This window comes from Rhizobium sp. AC44/96 (genome assembly GCF_001692185.1).
Lineage (GTDB): Bacteria > Pseudomonadota > Alphaproteobacteria > Rhizobiales > Rhizobiaceae > Rhizobium.
In genome coordinates this window covers 533,854-549,687 of the sequence record NZ_LXKO01000014.1, presented here as the reverse complement: position 1 = coordinate 549,687, position 15,834 = coordinate 533,854, and the positions used below count along the sequence as shown (strand labels likewise).

Here is a 15,834-nt window from a genome sequence, read left to right as displayed (position 1 = left end):
AATCAGCCGGATTACGCAAACCGGAAATCGCTCGACTGAAGGCTGGATACGAGCACGTTCTGCAACGTGATGCTGTTATTCGAGTCGGCCGTGATCAGTGCATCGGCACCAGACTGGCTGGATGCGGCAAGCAGGGTGGCCCAATCGGCAAAGATGGTTTGGTCGATCCTGATCGTGTCATGCGCGGTACCTGTCGCCACAAAGTTTGTGATCGTATCGTGCCCCCAGTTCGGCAGATAAACGAAGGTGTCTGCCGCAGCCCCACCCGTGAGGGTATCGTTGCCCGCACCGCCAGTCAGCGTATTCGGACCACTGCCGCCGACAATGACGTTATCAAGGTCATTGCCCGTGCCGGCAAACGCCGTCTTGCCGGTGTAGGTAAGGTTCTCCACATTCTCCCTGGCTGCAAGTGAGTAACTGGCGAGAGCCGTCTTGACCGTATCGATGCCCTCGTCGGCATTTTCGGTTATGACGTCTGCGGCGCTGTCAACGACATAGGTGTCGTTGCCGAGACCGCCGATCAGCCTGTCCGCGCCGGCACCGCCGTTCAGCGTGTCATTGCCCGCGCCGCCGCTGATCGAGTTGGCAGAGGCGTTGCCGGTGCCCGAGAAATTGCCCGCACCGGTGTAGGAGAGGTTCTCGACGTTGACGAGCGCGGCAATCGAATACGATCCAAGCGAGGTACGGATTTCATCCGTGCCGGCATTCGCCGCCTCAGTGACGACATCGGAGATGCTATCGACGATATAGACGTCGTTGCCAGCACCGCCGATCAAGGTATCGGCACCGGCGCCGCCATCCAGCGTGTCGTTGCCGGCGCCGCCTGCGATGACGTTCGCCAACGCGTTTCCGGTCCCCACGAAATCACCGCTGCCGGTGAAGGCCAGCTTCTCGACATTGGCGATGTCGATCAGGGCGTAAGCCGAAAGCGCCGTCTTGATCAGATCGGTGCCAGCGTTGACGGCTTCTGTAACGATATCGGCGAGATCGTCGACGATGTAGGTGTCGTTGCCAAGGCCGCCGATCAATGTGTCGATCCCGACACCGCCGTCCAGGATGTCGGCGCCAACTCCGCCCCTGATCGTATTGGCAAGCCCATTGCCGGTGCCGACAAACGCAACCGCGCCGGCATAGGTCAGGTTTTCGACGTTTGCTCGGGATGCGAGCGAATAGGCGGCGAGTGCCGTCTTGACGGTATCGATACCCTCGTCGACATTTTCGGTGACGACGTCCGCGGCGCTGTCGACGATATAAATATCGTCGCCCAAACCGCCGATCAGCGTATCGACACCTTTACCACCGTTCAGCGTGTCGTTGCCGTCGCCGCCCGACAATGTATCTGCCGCCACACCGCCCGTGATCGTATTTCCTAGCGCGTTGCCAGTTCCCGCAAATGCAGTCGTGCCGATGTAGGTCAAGTTCTCGACATTGGCAGCGAGCGCATAGCTCGCCAACGCCGTCTGGACCGTATCTATGCCCTCTCCGTCGTTCTCGACGATCACATCGGAGGCGTTATCGGCGACGTAAATGTCATTGCCCAAACCACCGATCAGGGTGTCGGCACCGGCGCCTCCGTTCAGGATGTCATTGCCGGAGCCGCCACTGATCGTGTTTGCAAGCGCATTGCCAGTGCCCGAAAAGTTGCCAGCGCCGGTATAGACAAGGGCTTCGACGTTGGCCGCAAGCGTCAGCGCCGCGAGTCCGGTTTTCACCGTGTCATTGCCCTGGCCAACGGCTTCCGTCACCACGTCTTTGGCGTTGTCGACGATGAAGATGTCGTCGCCGGCGCCGCCAATCAATCTATCGGCGCCGGCACCACCATCCAATGTGTCATTACCGGCGCCGCCTGTCAGTGTGTCGGCTGCCTTGCCACCCTTGATGACATTGTCGAGCCCGTTGCCGACGCCGGTGAAGGTGGTGCTGCCGGTGAAGATCAGATTTTCGACGTTCGCGCCGAGTGAATACGAAGCCAGATTTGTCCGTACCGTGTCGATACCGGCGTCGGTATCCTCGATGACGATGTCACGGGTGCTGACGATATAGATATCGTCGCCTGCCCCACCAGCCAACCTGTCGGCTCCCGCCCCGCCGGTCATGATGTTGTTCAGCGCATTACCGATACCGTTAAAGGCCGCGGTGCCGATATTGGTAAGGTTTTCGACGTCAGCACCGAGCGCATAGCTTGCTAGGCTCGTCCGCACGGTATCGATGCCTTCGTCGGCATGTTCGCTGACCGTGTCCCCGGCATTGTCGATGATGTAAGTGTCGTCACCAGCGCCACCCGCTAGAGCATCTGCTCCCGCTCCGCCGTTCAGCGTGTCGTTGCCCGCATCGCCCGAGAGGGCGTCACTCCCAGCCCCACCGGTGATGACGTTGTCGAGAGTATTGCCGGCGCCGGCGAAGTCAGCGGTGCCCACATAAGTCAAGTTTTCAACATTGGCGATCGACGCCAGCGAATAGGTTGCAAGAGCAGTTTTGATGAGATCGACACCACCGCCAACCTCTTCGACCACGGCATCATCCAAGGTATCGACGATATATGTGTCGTTGCCAGCGCCGCCGACCAGCCGATCGTCACCCGCCTTACCGTCGAGCGTGTCGGCGCCCGCTCCACCGGTAATCCAGTTCGTCGCGGCATTGCCAATACCCGCGAAGGTCGCCGTGCCAATGTAGGTCAGGTTCTCAACATTCGCGCCGAGGGTATAGGTCCCCAGCGTTGTCTTGATCGTATCCGCGCCCTCATCAGGGTTCTCGAGCGCAACGTCGGTCGCGACGTCGACCACATAGATGTCGTCGCCCAAGCCCCCAGACATCCTGTCCGAGCCTGCGCCTCCAATCAGCGTGTCGTTGCCAAGACCGCCCGTCAGCTTATCCGCAGCAGCACCACCCGTGAGGACGTTATCGAGATCATTCCCGATACCGACAAACGCAGCCTTGCCGATATATGTCAGGTTCTCGACGTCGCTTATTGCAGCGAGCGAATAGCTGGAAAGCGCCGTCTTGATCGTGTCGATGCCCTCGTCGGCGTTCTCGACTACGACGTCGGTCGCAAGGTCGACGAGGTAGGCGTCGTTTCCGGCGCCGCCGATCAGCGTGTCGACACCGGCGCCACCATTCAATGTGTCATCCCCCGCCGCGCCAGTGATCCTATTCGCTGCGGCGTTGCCTGTGCCCGAGAATTTTCCGGTGCCGGTGTAGGTCAGGTTCTCAACATTGGTGAACGCCGCGATCGAATAGGTCGCAAGCGCGGTCTGGATTTCGTCAATACCCCCATTGATGGCCTCGGAGATAACGTCAGCAGTGCTATCGACCAAATAGAGGTCGTTGCCGGCGCCGCCGATCAGCGTGTCGGCACCCGCACCACCATCCAACGTGTCGCTGCCCGCGCCGCCGCTGATGACATTCGCGAGGCTATTTCCGGTCCCGGTGAATGCGCCGGTGCCGATGAAGGCCAATCTCTCGACATTGGCAATTGTGGTCAACGAATAGACGGAAAGCGCCGTCTTGATCAGATCGTTGCCCGCGTTGGCACCTTCGACAACGACGTCCAGATCATCGACGATGTAAGTGTCGTCTCCGGTACCGCCGATCAGGGTATCGGCGCCGGCGCGGCCATCAAGCGTATCGTTGCCGGCGTTGCCCCACAGGGTGTTGTCCGCCTCGTTGCCGATAATCGTGTCGTTGCCAGAACCGGCCTTCACATTTTCGATAAGCGAAGCGACGTTTCCCTCATACAGCAGGGCATTGAAAATATTGCCACGGGCATAGCCCTTGTTTGGACCGCCACCCAGATACGCAAGCTGGCCTTGAGAAAAGACCGAATAGCCGCCGGCTCGCAGGTCTATTCTGATGCTGGTCTTATAGGCAGTCAGATCATAGGTATCGATACCGCCGCCATCCCAGATGGTTGCGAAGATCCGGTTCGCTGCTGGCGTAATGGCAGCGGCGCCGTTGACATAGGTAATGCCCTGGTTCGGATTCCAGCGATAGACGGTATCGTCGCTGTTGGTCGTGTAGTCGGCACCATACATCTGCTGCAGGGCCGCGATGTCGAGCATCATGAAGGTCTGGGGCGCGCCATTCTGCTCGTATTTGTAGCCCGTCCCGCTATCGCCGACATAGGTGCGATAGGTCATGGTGGTATATTCAAGAGAATCGTATGCGTCGGGCACCACGACGGTGTTGTCCTCCGCGACATGGCCATGCTTCAGGCCAAGGGCGTGACCGAGCTCATGCACGATCGTTTGCCCTGCATAGTTTCCGAACTCGGGATAGCGATAGTCAGCCGTCGTGCGGGCGAATGCGGTTCCGAACCAGACATCACCAGAACTGTCGTACGGGCCCGGATAATAGGTCCATGCCGTCGAAAGATCGGGATATGACGACTGAGCGAACCGGACCGTTGCGGTACTCGCAGATCCGGCCTCGAAATCGGCGTTGGTGAAACCCTCTACGGAGAACCCGTCATTTGCTGCGTTTCCATACGACTGTTCCAGAAAGAACAGGGCCATGGATTGCTGCTGCCGGGAAATCGAGGAGAAGCCATAGTTTTTCTCGCCGCTATAAGTGTACGACGTAGAAGCGGTCGGAAACGCATAGGTTATCGTTCCATCCCAGGCGTAACCGCTGAGAAGCCCATCGACCTTCTCGTCTCCCGTCAAATACACGTACGTTGTGGAGGTATTGGTGCCCGTCATCCTGTTCCTGCCCGCCTAATCCACTCTGCCGCACGATTGACTGAGAAGTGTCGCCATGAAGAGCCTACCTCTCCCGCATGGCCTCTTCCGCGACTTCAACCAGCGGCGAAAAAACATATTCCAATATTCTGCGGTCACCCGTTCTAACTTCCGCGATCGCCGCCATGCCGGCGCTCAGCTTGATGTTGCGGCCATCCGCCGAGATCTGGTCGGCTTCCAGACTCAGCGTTACCGGAAAGACCAGATTCTGCATCCTCTCCGCACCGCCGAACGTTGTCCCCGCCTGTCTCGCTGCAGCATCGCCTTCGCGGCGCGCGGCGTCAGGCTCGGGAATCGCATCCGCGGCGATTTTTGTGACACGGGCCGGGATCGTTCCATAGCGGGTGAAGGGAAAGGCTTCGAGCTTGACGACCGCCTCCTGGCCGACCTTGATGAAGCCGATGTCCTTGTTCAAGGCGTAAACCTCGAGTTCCAAGGTGCTACCCTTCGGTACGATACGCATGGCGTCCTGGCCAACCGTGACCACCTGACCCACGCTGGTGATGGACGATGCCTGCACCGTACCGTCTATCGGACTGCGCAAGGACATCTGCTCGCGAGAGTTCCTCGCTTTAGCCAGCCGTTGCTCCAGTTCCTCGACGCGACGTTCCGCATCGCCCAGCCGCTCGAATTGGTCGCTCAGGAAGGCCCGCGTCACCTTCTCCTTCTCCCGCGCATAGACCTCGATGCCCGCGGCGGCATCCGCAAGCTGCCCCTCCTGAACGGCAAGCTGCGTCGCCTGCTCTTTCAGCGTTTCCGTGGCATCGATCACGCTCGCCATCGTGCCGGCATCCTTCGAGGCGAGCGTGTTGCGCATCGTCACACGCTCTTTCAGCGTTTCGACCAGAGACGCCTGGGCTGCAACCGTCAGCCTCAGGCGATCGCGCTCGACTTCCTTCTGATGCTTCTGGGCATCGAGGGAAGCCATCGTTGCCGCCTGTTGTTCGATATCGCCCATGAGGATGCTGTCTTCCCGCCGCCGCAGGTCGTCGGGCACCTCTGCATCCCATTTGATTGTTGGCGGTGGCTGGTCGGTCTTGGTTGACCCCACATAGTCCGCGACAGCCTTTCTACGCGCAACTTCGGCCCGCACCGAGGCCAGGCTCTTTACCGCGTCCGTCTCATCGGCAATGGCATCCGTAGGATCGAGTTCAAGGAGAATGTCACCCGCGCTGACAGACGTGCCGTTTGTCGGGGGAAGCGTCTTCACCTTGCCCGTCAGCAATGGTTGTACGACTTTCACCCGTCCGGTCGGCTGGATCTTGCCTTGTGCCGCCGCGATGATGTCGATGCGGCCGATGTAAGACCAGATCAACGCAGTCGTGACAAAAGCACAAATGACCAGGATCAATGCCATGCGCACGGGTGACGGCGGGGTCTCCAGGATCTCGAGTGCAGGCCCCAGGAACTCGTGGTCAGACCGCCTCTCCGGGCGCTGCGGAAGGCCTGCATAGCGATCCTTTTGGGCTGTCGCTGCTTTCATGCGGCGCCCCTGTCGTTCTGCAGCGCCCACAACCGCGCATAGAGCCCATCTGGACGCCCGAGCAGGTCGTCATGGCTGCCAACTTCCACGACGCGCCCGTCCATCATGCCGACGATCCGGTCGCAACCTCGCACAGCCGCGAGGCGGTGTGCGATAATGATCACCGTCCTGCCCTCGGCGATCTGGTGCATGTTCGCATGGACGATGCGTTCGCTCTCATAATCAAGCGCGCTGGTCGCTTCGTCGAAGATCAGGATCGGCGGATTGGTTGCGAGCGCACGGGCGATGGCAATCCTCTGGCGTTCGCCTCCGGACAGGTTTGCGCCTCGCTCCTCAACCATCGTGTCATAGCCGTGCGGCAAGCGGCTTATGAACTCGTCCGCGCCGGCAAGCTTGGCAACGGCGATAACCTGTGCCCGCTGCATCGCGGGATTCGACAAGGCGATGTTGTCGTGGATCGTCCGGTTGAACAGCAGGTTTTCCTGGAGAACGACGCCGATATGGCTTCGAAGCCATGCGGGATCAAGTTGCGACAGATCCGCGCCGTCGAGAAGGACCTGACCCTCTTCGGGGACATAAAGACGCTGGATCAGTTTGGTGAGCGTCGACTTTCCGCAACCGGACGGGCCGACAATGCCGATCACCTCGCCCGCCTTGATGTCGAGCGATACGTTCTTCAGGACCACCGGCGAACCCGGTCGATAGCGGAAGCTCGTGTTCCGAAATGCAATATTGCCCCGTGGCGCCGGCAGCGTCATGCGCGCGCCGGGCCGCTGCTCTATCGGCGTGTTCAAGATGTCGCCCAGGCGGTCTACCGAGATCTGCACCTGCTGGAAATCCTGCCAGAGCTGAGACAACCTCAGAACCGGCTGGGTGACCTGACCGGCTATCATGTTGAAGGCCACCAATGAACCAACGGTCAACTCGCCATCGATGACAGCCTTGGCGCCGAACAGCAGAAGTGCCGCGGTGGAAAGCTTGCTGACATATTGAATTGCATTCTGGCCGCCGGCGCCGAGAAGCGTGGCCTGGAACGCCGTGCGAACGTAGGCCGCCAACTTCTCTTCCCATTGCGCCTGCATGACCGGCTCAACCGCGGCGGCCTTGACGGTGTGAACACCAACGACCGCTTCGACGAGAAACTGCTGGCTTGCAGCGCCTCGATTGAATTTCTCCTTCACCAACTCGCGGAGCGGCGGTCGGACAATGATGCCGATCAGGATGTAGATCGGGATCGTGGCGATAACGATGAGCGTCAGGCTCCAGGAATAGGCAAGAAGCACGGCGATGAAAATGAACGCGAAGACGACGTCGAGCGCCGAAAACAGCCCCTGACCGGTCAGGAATGCGCGGATCGTCTCCAGTTCTCGAACGCGCGCGACGGTCTGCCCCGCCGACCTGGTCTCGAAGTAGCCGAGCGGCAGTCGCAAGAGGTGGTGAAACAGTCGCTGGCCGAGTTCGACGTCGATCCGGTTCGTCGTGTGCGCCAGGGCATAGGTTCTCAGATATTGGAGAACGACATCGAAAAGCCCGATGATGGCGATGCCCGCGACGAGCACAAAGAGCGTGGAATAACCCTTGTGCGTCAGAACCTTGTCGACCACAACCTGGAAGAACAGGGGCGTGACGAGTGCGAAGATCTGAACGAACAGGGAGGCGAGCAGCACGTGAGCAAGCGGCTTTCGATATCGCCAGATCGACGGCCAGAACCATTTGAAACCGAATTCCCTCGGGTCGGATCCCTCGCCGCCCAGGCGCCGTCCGACGAGGATAACGCTTGAGTTGATTTCAGCGAGAATGTCTGACGGAGCAATTTCGCGGTCGACGCGCGTTATCGGATCGACAAGCCTGTATTTGCCCGATGGGTTCAGCCCACCGAGGACCTGGAAGGAACCGCTTCGCACCTGGACGATTGCAGGGACGGGAATTGTTCGCAGACGTTGTTCGCTGAGTTTTTCGACGACGCGCGCCTTGAGCCCGATGATCCCGGCTGCGCGCTGTAAGTCCTTCGCCTCAGCCGCCCTCCCCTTCAACGCGAGATCGTGCTGTAGCCGGACCGGATCGGCAGCGATCCGATAGAACGCGGCGATCCCGCAGAGCGCACGAAGACCGGAATCGTGATGCTGCGAGCCGATGCCATCCATGCGCGGAAACTATTCTCCTAAGCTGCAGACTGCTGCGCTTACGTCGTCCACCGACTGGTCGCCGCGACTCTCGCCTGAGCTTTAACGCACTCAAAGGTAGAGCGCCATGGGTATATTAGCCGACGCCGTATTTCATATCGGTCGTGGCTGTTTCGCAACAACGCCGCGCTCCCGCATCGTATTTATCCCCGGCGCTTCCGCGACGGGGTAACGGTTCTGTGCTAGTCTCGCCACGCCTCGTGGATGCGATCTGTGGGAACTACGCGGAGGGCGAATGGCGAGCGTTCCTGTCAAGCGACGGCTGGCAGCAATCATGGCCACGGATGTGGTTGGTTATGCTCGCCTCATGGAGCGTGACGAAGAGACGACCCTTGCCCGGATCAAGGCATTGCACACCGACATCATCGCACCGAACATCGAAGACAACGGCGGCAGGATATTCAAGCTGATAGGCGACGGAACCCTGTCTGTCTTCGATTCCGCCACGGGGGCAGTCGAATGCGCTATGGCGATCCAAGGCGAACTGGCGCGATGCGAGCCGGAAAGCGCCCGCATGGTTCTTAGAATTGGGATCAACCTTGCCGACGTGCTGGTTGATGGCTCCGACATGTTCGGTGACGGCGTAAACGTCGCCTCTCGCGTCGAAGCCGGTGCTGCACCTGGCGGGCTTTGCATCACCGAGGGTGTCTACCACCAGATCGCCGCGCGGATCGGCGCCGAGTTCGTAGAGGGCGGAGAAAAACGTCTGAAGAATATCGAGCGACCCGTCCGTGTCTGGCACTGGCAACCGCACTGCGCCGAAACCGCGAAGGCGGAGCCCTCGCGCGCTGCTGAACCGGCGACATCGTCTGATCGGGGAAAAGTGCTGGTCAGAGTGGAGGTCATGTCCGCAGCCCTTCCCCATCAGCAGGAGGTCATGGGGCTTATTACCTCAAGCCTCGAACAATTCCTTTCCGATCGGCATTGGATCGACGTCGCATCCGTCCCGGTGGGTGAGACAGGCAGTCGTCCACTCGACTACACGGTCAGCATCAGCCTCCACGGGGCGGGTCCTTTTCGCTTGAACGTCCGGTTCCTGCGCACCGCGGCCACATCCATCCTCTGGTCGAGGCCTTTCGATCTTCCTGCGGATTGCGATATCGAAGCCATCGAATGGGCGGCCGCGGAAATCGTGTCGCTCGTGGTGGACAAGGTGCTCTCTACTGCATCAGGGGCCATTGCCACGAAGCCCCAAGCCTCCTGGTCAGCCTACGAGAATTTTCTTTATGGCAGGATGCTGGACGCGAAGCATCGGCTGCCCGAAGCGGAACGTTTTTTCCAGAGAGCGACGGAACTTGATACGGGGCTTATCGACGCGCATGCGATGTACGCCATTGCACTGTCTTACGGCTTCGTCACGGAAGGGGTGATCGAGCGGCTTCATCGCGCCGAAGAAGTCGCGCGCGTTGCCTTGCGCCTCGACAACAACCATGCCTTCTCCCACTACGCGGCGGCGTTGGTTCAATTGTCGATGCGAAACCACGACAGCGCAGAATCCCACTACGTCAAGGCGCGTGACTTGGCTCCGACCGATGTAGAGATTCGCGCCGATCATGCCGAATTGCTTCACTACGTCGGTGATCTGGAAGAGGCCGCAGCCGAAATCGAGGAATGCTTCAGGAAGTCGAAGTATCCGCCTGTATGGTTCTGGGGTGTCCGGGGCATTATCCGGCTTCAGCAGGGCCGTCCGGATGCTGCCATCGACGATTTCGAGAATGTTCCGGACAAGTCGTGGCGGACGCTTGTTCTGCTCGCCGCCGCTCATGCACTGCGTGGTGACGACGCACAGCGAAGGCGATGCGAGGTTGAGGCTCGCAGCCTTCAGCCTCGGCTGAGCCCGGAGTTGGTGCAGAGAACATTTCCCTATCGCCACGAAGGCGCGCTTGCAAAGCTCCTTGGCGCGTTCGGAACCGCGACCTAGATGCTTGAGGCGGTTCATTGAAGACCGAACCCGCCACAGTATTCCGCACCGTTCATCGCGACTGGGCTCGAGATCTACCGAGCGAGCTTATCCTCGGCTCGGCCGCGCGCCTCCTCCCCCAAAGCGGTTGCGCTTGGTGCTTGCGAGATGCTTTCGCGACGAATGATCCGGCTGGGGATCACGATGCGGCTTTCCTCAGGGCGTTCGATGTCCGCCATCCACCGGATTAAGAGCTCTGCCGCGGTCTCGCCCAGCGCTTCCATCGGCTGCTCGATCGTGGAGAGTGGCGGCGCGCAATATTCGCAGACCGGCGACCCGTCGAAGGAGACGATCGACAGATCGTTGGGCACGCGCCAGCCCATCTTCTGGACCCTGCTCATGAAGGAGATCGCCATGTCGTCGCTCGTCGCGACCACGGCAGTGGGCTTTTCCGTAAGGGTTGAAAACTCCTCGGCGGCCCGCAGGCCCGTTTCGAAGCCGAACTGGAACGATAGTTCGCCGCCGGAGCGGGTTACATACTCTTCCGACAAGCCCGCTTCCTGCAAGGCTTCAACCAGACCGGCGTAGCGTTCGATGTCATGGTAATTTCCCGTCGGACCGGCAATGTAGAAGAACCGGCGGTGTCCGAGCGCCAGCAACTCCCGCGCAACCTCTCTCACAGCCTGCCGATCATTGGTGACGATGCTCGGCACCGCGGTATCGCTCATGTCGAGCAGCAAAGACACGATTGGCAGACCGGCCTCCGCAAGCGATCTGTTGGCAACCACCGGTAACTGCGATGACAGGATGAGCGCGCCCCTCACCGTTCCGCCGAAGGCGAGATCGAGAATGTGCCGCTCCGAACTCTCGTCTCGATCGAGGTTGGCGATCATCAGGTTATAGCCGTTGCGGATGAGCGTGCGGTTCACCGCATCGAGAACCTGCGGAATGATCTGCGAGGCGCCATAGTGCAGCGAGCCGGGCAAGATGATCATGATCACGTTGGACTTGCCGACGCGAAGATTGCGAGCCGCGGCATTGGGCGTGTAGCCAAGCTGCTCGGCGGCGGCGGCTATTCTTGCCCGTGTCTTCTCGTTGACCCGCCCGGGGTTTGCCAATGCGCGACTGACCGTCGAGGTCGCGACGCCAGCAAGACGCGCCACGTCGGCCATCAAGGCGGACGATCCCTCCACAGGTGGATTGTCGTCGATTTTCTTCATGGATCCATCCACTTAGCCCAGCGCAGGCAAAACCTGCCGCTTCTCCCGAATCCCGTTATAGCAAACGATTGCCAAAAACTCGCAAAAAACCGTTGCATATTTTATCGGCCTGACTAATATCGCGCCATGGCAATCGATTGCCAAGTGCCAATATATTGAATTCGTTAAATAAAACTCCAGCGCGAAAACACATTCGTGACGGATGACTCATGCTTGACCGGAGGAGATCGGACAGTGGCTGCGACAGAGAATTTACGTTTCGGGGTAGACCTTGTGACCTTCTTTCACCCGGGATTCTGGGGCGTCGACAGCTATGATGCGATTGTCGACTATGCGAAGGCCGAACCCCGCAAGTTCTGGGACAAGATCCTCGACAGTATCCAGGCTTCGGGCGTCACCGGCGTCGAGCTGACGTTTTCGCCGTTTAACTGGCAGGACGCCATCAAGACCTACGGCTCGGTCGAAGGCTTCGCCGCCGAACTCTCCAAGCGCGGCCTGCAGCTCGCATCCGGCTTCTTCGCGGAACTGGAAGCATCGGGCGACTTCACCGAGGCGGCGGCACAGGACGCCATCATCGCCAAGGCTGAACTCTACGCCGACTTTATCAAGGCCTGCGGCGGCGATGTGATGGTGATCGGCGCGCCGATGCGCCAGACACCGGGTGCAGAACCGGTTCGCCTCCGCGATTTCGACCAAGCCAAGATCATCGCCGATTTCCTCAACCGCTTGGGCGCGATCCTCTACAAAAAGGGCGTCAAGCTCGCGGTTCATACGGAAGCACACTCGATCTTCGCTGCAGCTCGCGACGTCGACCTGCTGATGCTGTTGACCGACCCGACCTACGTCCACATGTGCCCGGATACGGCCCATATCATTCTCGAAGGCTCGGATCCGATCCAGCTCGTCGACCGCCATCACGAGCGCATGGTCATTGCGCACTGGAAGGACGCGATCGGCAAGATGCCTTCAGACACACCGATCGGCAAAGACATCCACGAGCGTCATCGCCCCTATTTCTGCGGCTTCGGGCTTGGTCGTGTCGATTGGCCGGCCTGGATCCGGCTGCTGCGTGACCGCCAGTTCAACGGCTGGGCGATCCTCGAGCTCGACGCCGCTCCTGATCCCGTTGGCGATATCGCCAATGGCCTGACCCTCGTGCGGCAGTCGCTACTGCCGATCTATCGCTAACCGAACCTGTAACCAACGGCCCCGCAAAGAGGGCCCATGAAGAGGTGGAACCATGAAGAGAATGACAATCCTGCTCGCCGGCACCATCCTGCTCGGCGCCGTCGGCCTCGCGCAGGCCGATGACAAACTGAAGGCCGAGGTCTTCACCTCCTGGACCTCGGGCGGCGAGGGCCGCGCCGTCGACGCGATCAAGAAGGAATTCGAAAAGCGCGGCGGCGTGTGGGAAAGCTCCACCGTGGCCGGCTTCGAAAACGCCAATGCCGCCTTCCAGAACCGCCTCGTTGCCGGCGACCCGCCGACGGCAAAGCAGGTCGTCGTCGGTAAGGACCCGGCAGAGTTTATCGAACAGGGCCTGATGAACCCGATCGATGAGGTGGCTGCCGCCGGCAAGTGGAAGGACGTCCTTCCGAAGGCGCTCTACGACTACATCTCCTACGACGGCAAGGTTTACCTGACGCCGACAGGCATTCACGGCGAAAGCTGGATGTTCTACTCCAAGGACGCCTTCGCCAAGGCCGGCATCACCGAAGAGCCCAAGGATTGGGACGCCTTCTTCGCTGACATGGACAAGCTGAAGGCCGCCGGCCTGACACCGATCGCCTGGGGCGGCCAGGCATGGCAGGAAGTGAAGGTCTTCAACATGGTGCTCCTGTCGCAGGTCGGCATGGACGGCTTCATGAAGATCTATGCCGACAAGGATCAGGCAGCACTGACGTCGGACGGCGTCAAGAAGTCGCTCGAGATCTTCGGCAAACTGCGCAGCTACGTTGACGAAGGTTCCCCCGGCCGCAACTGGAACGACGCGACCGCAATGGTCATCACCGGCAAGGCCGGCGTACAGTTCATGGGTGACTGGGCCAAGGGCGAATTCACCGCCGCCGGCAAGGTCGCCGACAAGGACTTCGGCTGCGCCATTTCGCCGGCCTCTCCTGGCCTGATCTACATCTCCGACGCCCTCGGCTACATGAAGACCAAGGATCCGAACCAGGATGCAGCGCAAAAACTGCTGGCCGAAGTGGTCATGGATCCTGCCGTGCAAGTCGACTTCTCCCTCAACAAGGGATCGATCCCCGTGCGCACAGATGTCGATAAATCCAAGTTCGACGTTTGCGCCCAGAAGGGCATGGCATTCCTGGCGGACGGCAAGATCGTCCCCGAGCATGCCATCACCACGACACCGGAACAGGTTGGCACTCTGACCGATTTCATCGGCGAGTTCTGGGCAAATCCGTCCGCTGACATCGACGCATCGGCCGCGCAGTTCGCGGCGATTTTCGAATAAGACCGGACAGCTGCTGCCTGCGTCGCACCACCGGCGCGGGCGGTCTTCGAAGCCATTTCGCAAAGACGCTCTGATGAAACGGAAGCAAAACCGCTCTAAGGCGGCGCTCATCGCCCTGATCCCAACCTGGGCGGCGGTGGTCGTCGTCTATCTCGGCACCATGGTCTGGTCGGTGACCCTATCCTTCACCAATTCGAAGCTGTTCCCGTCCTGGAACTTCGTCGGCCTGGAGCAATATTCCAAGCTGTTCGCGACGGCGAAATGGCTGATCTCGTTCCAGAACCTGATCATCTTCGGCATTCTTTACGTCTTCGGCTGTCTGTTTCTCGGCTTCCTGCTCGCCGCAGCCCTTGATCGCAAGGTGCGCTTCGAAAGCGCCTTCCGCACGATCTTTCTCTACCCCTACGCCATGTCCTTCGTCGTCACCGGCCTGATCTGGCAGTGGATGATGAACCCGACGCTTGGCGTCCAGGCAAGCGTGCGTGCGCTCGGCTGGGAAAGCTTCACCTTCGACTGGATCATCAACCGCGACCTCGCGATCTATGCCGTGGTCATCGCGGCCCTGTGGCAGGGCGCCGGCCTGGTCATGATCCTCGTTCTTGCCGGCATGCGCGGCATCGACGGCGAGCAATGGCGCGCGGCGCGCATCGACGGCATTCCGGTGTGGCGGACCTACGTGTCCATCATCCTGCCGCAGATGACGCCGGCCTTTGCGGCCGCCGGCACGCTACTCTCGATGGGCGTCATCAAGACCTACGATATCGTCGTGGCACTCACCAATGGCGGGCCGGGATCGGCCACCGAGGTGCCGGCGAAGTTCATCATGGACAACCTGTTCCAGCGCCAGAACCTTGGCCTCGCGACGGCTGCGGCCACCGTTCTGCTGCTCACCGTCCTGATCATCATCGCGCCGTTCCGCTATGCCCAACACATCCGCGCCCGGCGCCAGGCAGGTACGCTATGACGACCCATCCCCGCGGCCCGAAGCCCACACAGTTCAACGTGGCGCGCGTCGGCCTCTATGCCTTCCTGATTTCCGCAGCCCTGTTCTTCGCCGTGCCGCTCTATGTGATGATCGTCACCTCGCTGAAGACAATGGACGAGATCCGGCTCGGCCAGATCTTCGCGCTTCCGCTCCATCTCGATTTCACCGCCTGGAAGACCGCCTGGTCCGGCGCCTGCGCCGGCAGCGAATGCGGCGGCGTGCGCATGGGCTTCTGGAACTCCATCAAAATCACCGTCCCGGCCGTTGCCATTTCCGTCTTCTTCGGCGCGATCAACGGCTATGCCTTGTCCTTCTGGCGGCCCAAGGGCGGCCGCATGATGTTCGGCATGCTGATGGCCGGCGCGCTCGTTCCCTACCAGATCTTCCTCTATCCGCTGGTGCGCGGCATGGCCGTCATGGGCTTCTATAACAGCCTGGGTGGCATCATCCTCGTGCATGTGCTGTTCGGCCTGCCGCTGGTGACGCTGCTCTTCCGCAACTACTTCGTGACGATCCCGGAAGAACTCTTCAAGGCGGCGCGCGTCGATGGTGCCGGCTTCTGGCGCATCTTCGTAGAGATCATGCTGCCGATGGCGCTTCCGATGATCGTTGTCGCCTCGATGTTCCAGTTCACCGGCATCTGGAACGACTTCCTGCTCGGCGTGGTCTTCGCCGGACGCGACAACCTTCCGATGACCGTACAGCTCAACAACATCGTCAACACGACGATGGGTGAGCGCAATTACAACGTCAACATGGCGGCCACCATCCTCACCGCCATCATTCCGCTTGCCATCTATTTCCTGTCCGGACGCTGGTTCGTCCGCGGGATCGCGGCCGGCGCCGTCAAGGGGTAA

General features: G+C 60.3%; 9 protein-coding genes. 5 read left to right on the top strand and 4 right to left on the bottom strand.

Annotation, left to right across the window (positions count from 1 at the left end; genetic code table 11):
* Positions 1 to 11: 11 nt before the first annotated feature.
* The 3 genes from A6U87_RS15095 to A6U87_RS15085 all read right to left on the bottom strand — a co-directional run bounded on the left by A6U87_RS15095 (position 12) and on the right by A6U87_RS15085 (position 8,363).
* Complete coding sequence (locus A6U87_RS15095; RefSeq protein WP_065692052.1) at positions 12 to 4,697, bottom strand: M10 family metallopeptidase C-terminal domain-containing protein; 4,686 nt, start codon at positions 4,695 to 4,697, stop codon at positions 12 to 14.
* Positions 4,698 to 4,761: 64 nt separating this feature from the next.
* Entirely contained in the window at positions 4,762 to 6,219 is a 1,458-nt protein-coding gene (locus tag A6U87_RS15090) for an HlyD family type I secretion periplasmic adaptor subunit (RefSeq protein ID WP_065692051.1), read from the bottom strand.
* Positions 6,216 to 8,363: a type I secretion system permease/ATPase gene (locus A6U87_RS15085; protein ID WP_065692050.1), complete on the bottom strand. Its 2,148-nt coding sequence runs from the start codon at positions 8,361 to 8,363 to the stop codon at positions 6,216 to 6,218. Before A6U87_RS15085 ends, A6U87_RS15090 begins: the two co-directional genes overlap by 4 nt.
* A 274-nt stretch (positions 8,364 to 8,637) precedes the next feature.
* Here A6U87_RS15085 and A6U87_RS15080 point away from each other — a divergent pair, with 274 nt between their 5' ends.
* Positions 8,638 to 10,323: an adenylate/guanylate cyclase domain-containing protein gene (locus A6U87_RS15080; RefSeq protein ID WP_065692049.1), complete on the top strand. Its 1,686-nt coding sequence runs from the start codon at positions 8,638 to 8,640 to the stop codon at positions 10,321 to 10,323.
* Between the two features lie 74 nt (positions 10,324 to 10,397).
* Here the strand turns inward: A6U87_RS15080 and A6U87_RS15075 are convergent, their stop codons facing one another.
* A complete protein-coding gene (locus A6U87_RS15075) occupies positions 10,398 to 11,522 on the bottom strand; it encodes a LacI family DNA-binding transcriptional regulator (protein ID WP_065692048.1) in 1,125 nt (374 codons plus the stop codon).
* A gap of 234 nt (positions 11,523 to 11,756) precedes the next feature.
* On the opposite strand from A6U87_RS15075, the gene A6U87_RS15070 reads away from it, so the two are divergent.
* The 4 genes from A6U87_RS15070 (at position 11,757) to A6U87_RS15055 (ending at position 15,834) form a co-directional block, all read left to right on the top strand.
* On the top strand, positions 11,757 to 12,710 hold the full coding sequence (locus tag A6U87_RS15070; RefSeq protein ID WP_065692047.1) for a sugar phosphate isomerase/epimerase: 954 nt from the start codon (positions 11,757 to 11,759) through the stop codon (positions 12,708 to 12,710).
* Positions 12,711 to 12,762: 52 nt separating this feature from the next.
* Positions 12,763 to 13,992 (top strand): ABC transporter substrate-binding protein, encoded by a 1,230-nt coding sequence (locus tag A6U87_RS15065; RefSeq protein ID WP_065692046.1) that lies wholly within the window; start codon positions 12,763 to 12,765, stop codon positions 13,990 to 13,992.
* A 73-nt stretch (positions 13,993 to 14,065) separates the two neighbouring features.
* Positions 14,066 to 14,956 (top strand): carbohydrate ABC transporter permease, encoded by an 891-nt coding sequence (locus A6U87_RS15060; protein WP_065692045.1) that lies wholly within the window; start codon positions 14,066 to 14,068, stop codon positions 14,954 to 14,956.
* Positions 14,953 to 15,834: a carbohydrate ABC transporter permease gene (locus tag A6U87_RS15055; protein ID WP_065692044.1), complete on the top strand. Its 882-nt coding sequence runs from the start codon at positions 14,953 to 14,955 to the stop codon at positions 15,832 to 15,834. The genes A6U87_RS15060 and A6U87_RS15055 overlap by 4 nt, the downstream gene beginning before the upstream one ends.

Coding starts and splice junctions, on each gene's coding strand:
- A6U87_RS15090 (WP_065692051.1), bottom strand. CDS start 6,219: ATGAAAGCAGCGACAGCCCAAAAGGATCGCTATGCAGGCCTTCCGCAG.
- A6U87_RS15065 (WP_065692046.1), top strand. CDS start 12,763: ATGAAGAGAATGACAATCCTGCTCGCCGGCACCATCCTGCTCGGCGCC.
- A6U87_RS15085 (WP_065692050.1), bottom strand. CDS start 8,363: ATGGATGGCATCGGCTCGCAGCATCACGATTCCGGTCTTCGTGCGCTC.
- A6U87_RS15080 (WP_065692049.1), top strand. CDS start 8,638: ATGGCGAGCGTTCCTGTCAAGCGACGGCTGGCAGCAATCATGGCCACG.
- A6U87_RS15060 (WP_065692045.1), top strand. CDS start 14,066: ATGAAACGGAAGCAAAACCGCTCTAAGGCGGCGCTCATCGCCCTGATC.
- A6U87_RS15055 (WP_065692044.1), top strand. CDS start 14,953: ATGACGACCCATCCCCGCGGCCCGAAGCCCACACAGTTCAACGTGGCG.
- A6U87_RS15095 (WP_065692052.1), bottom strand. CDS start 4,697: ATGACGGGCACCAATACCTCCACAACGTACGTGTATTTGACGGGAGAC.
- A6U87_RS15075 (WP_065692048.1), bottom strand. CDS start 11,522: ATGAAGAAAATCGACGACAATCCACCTGTGGAGGGATCGTCCGCCTTG.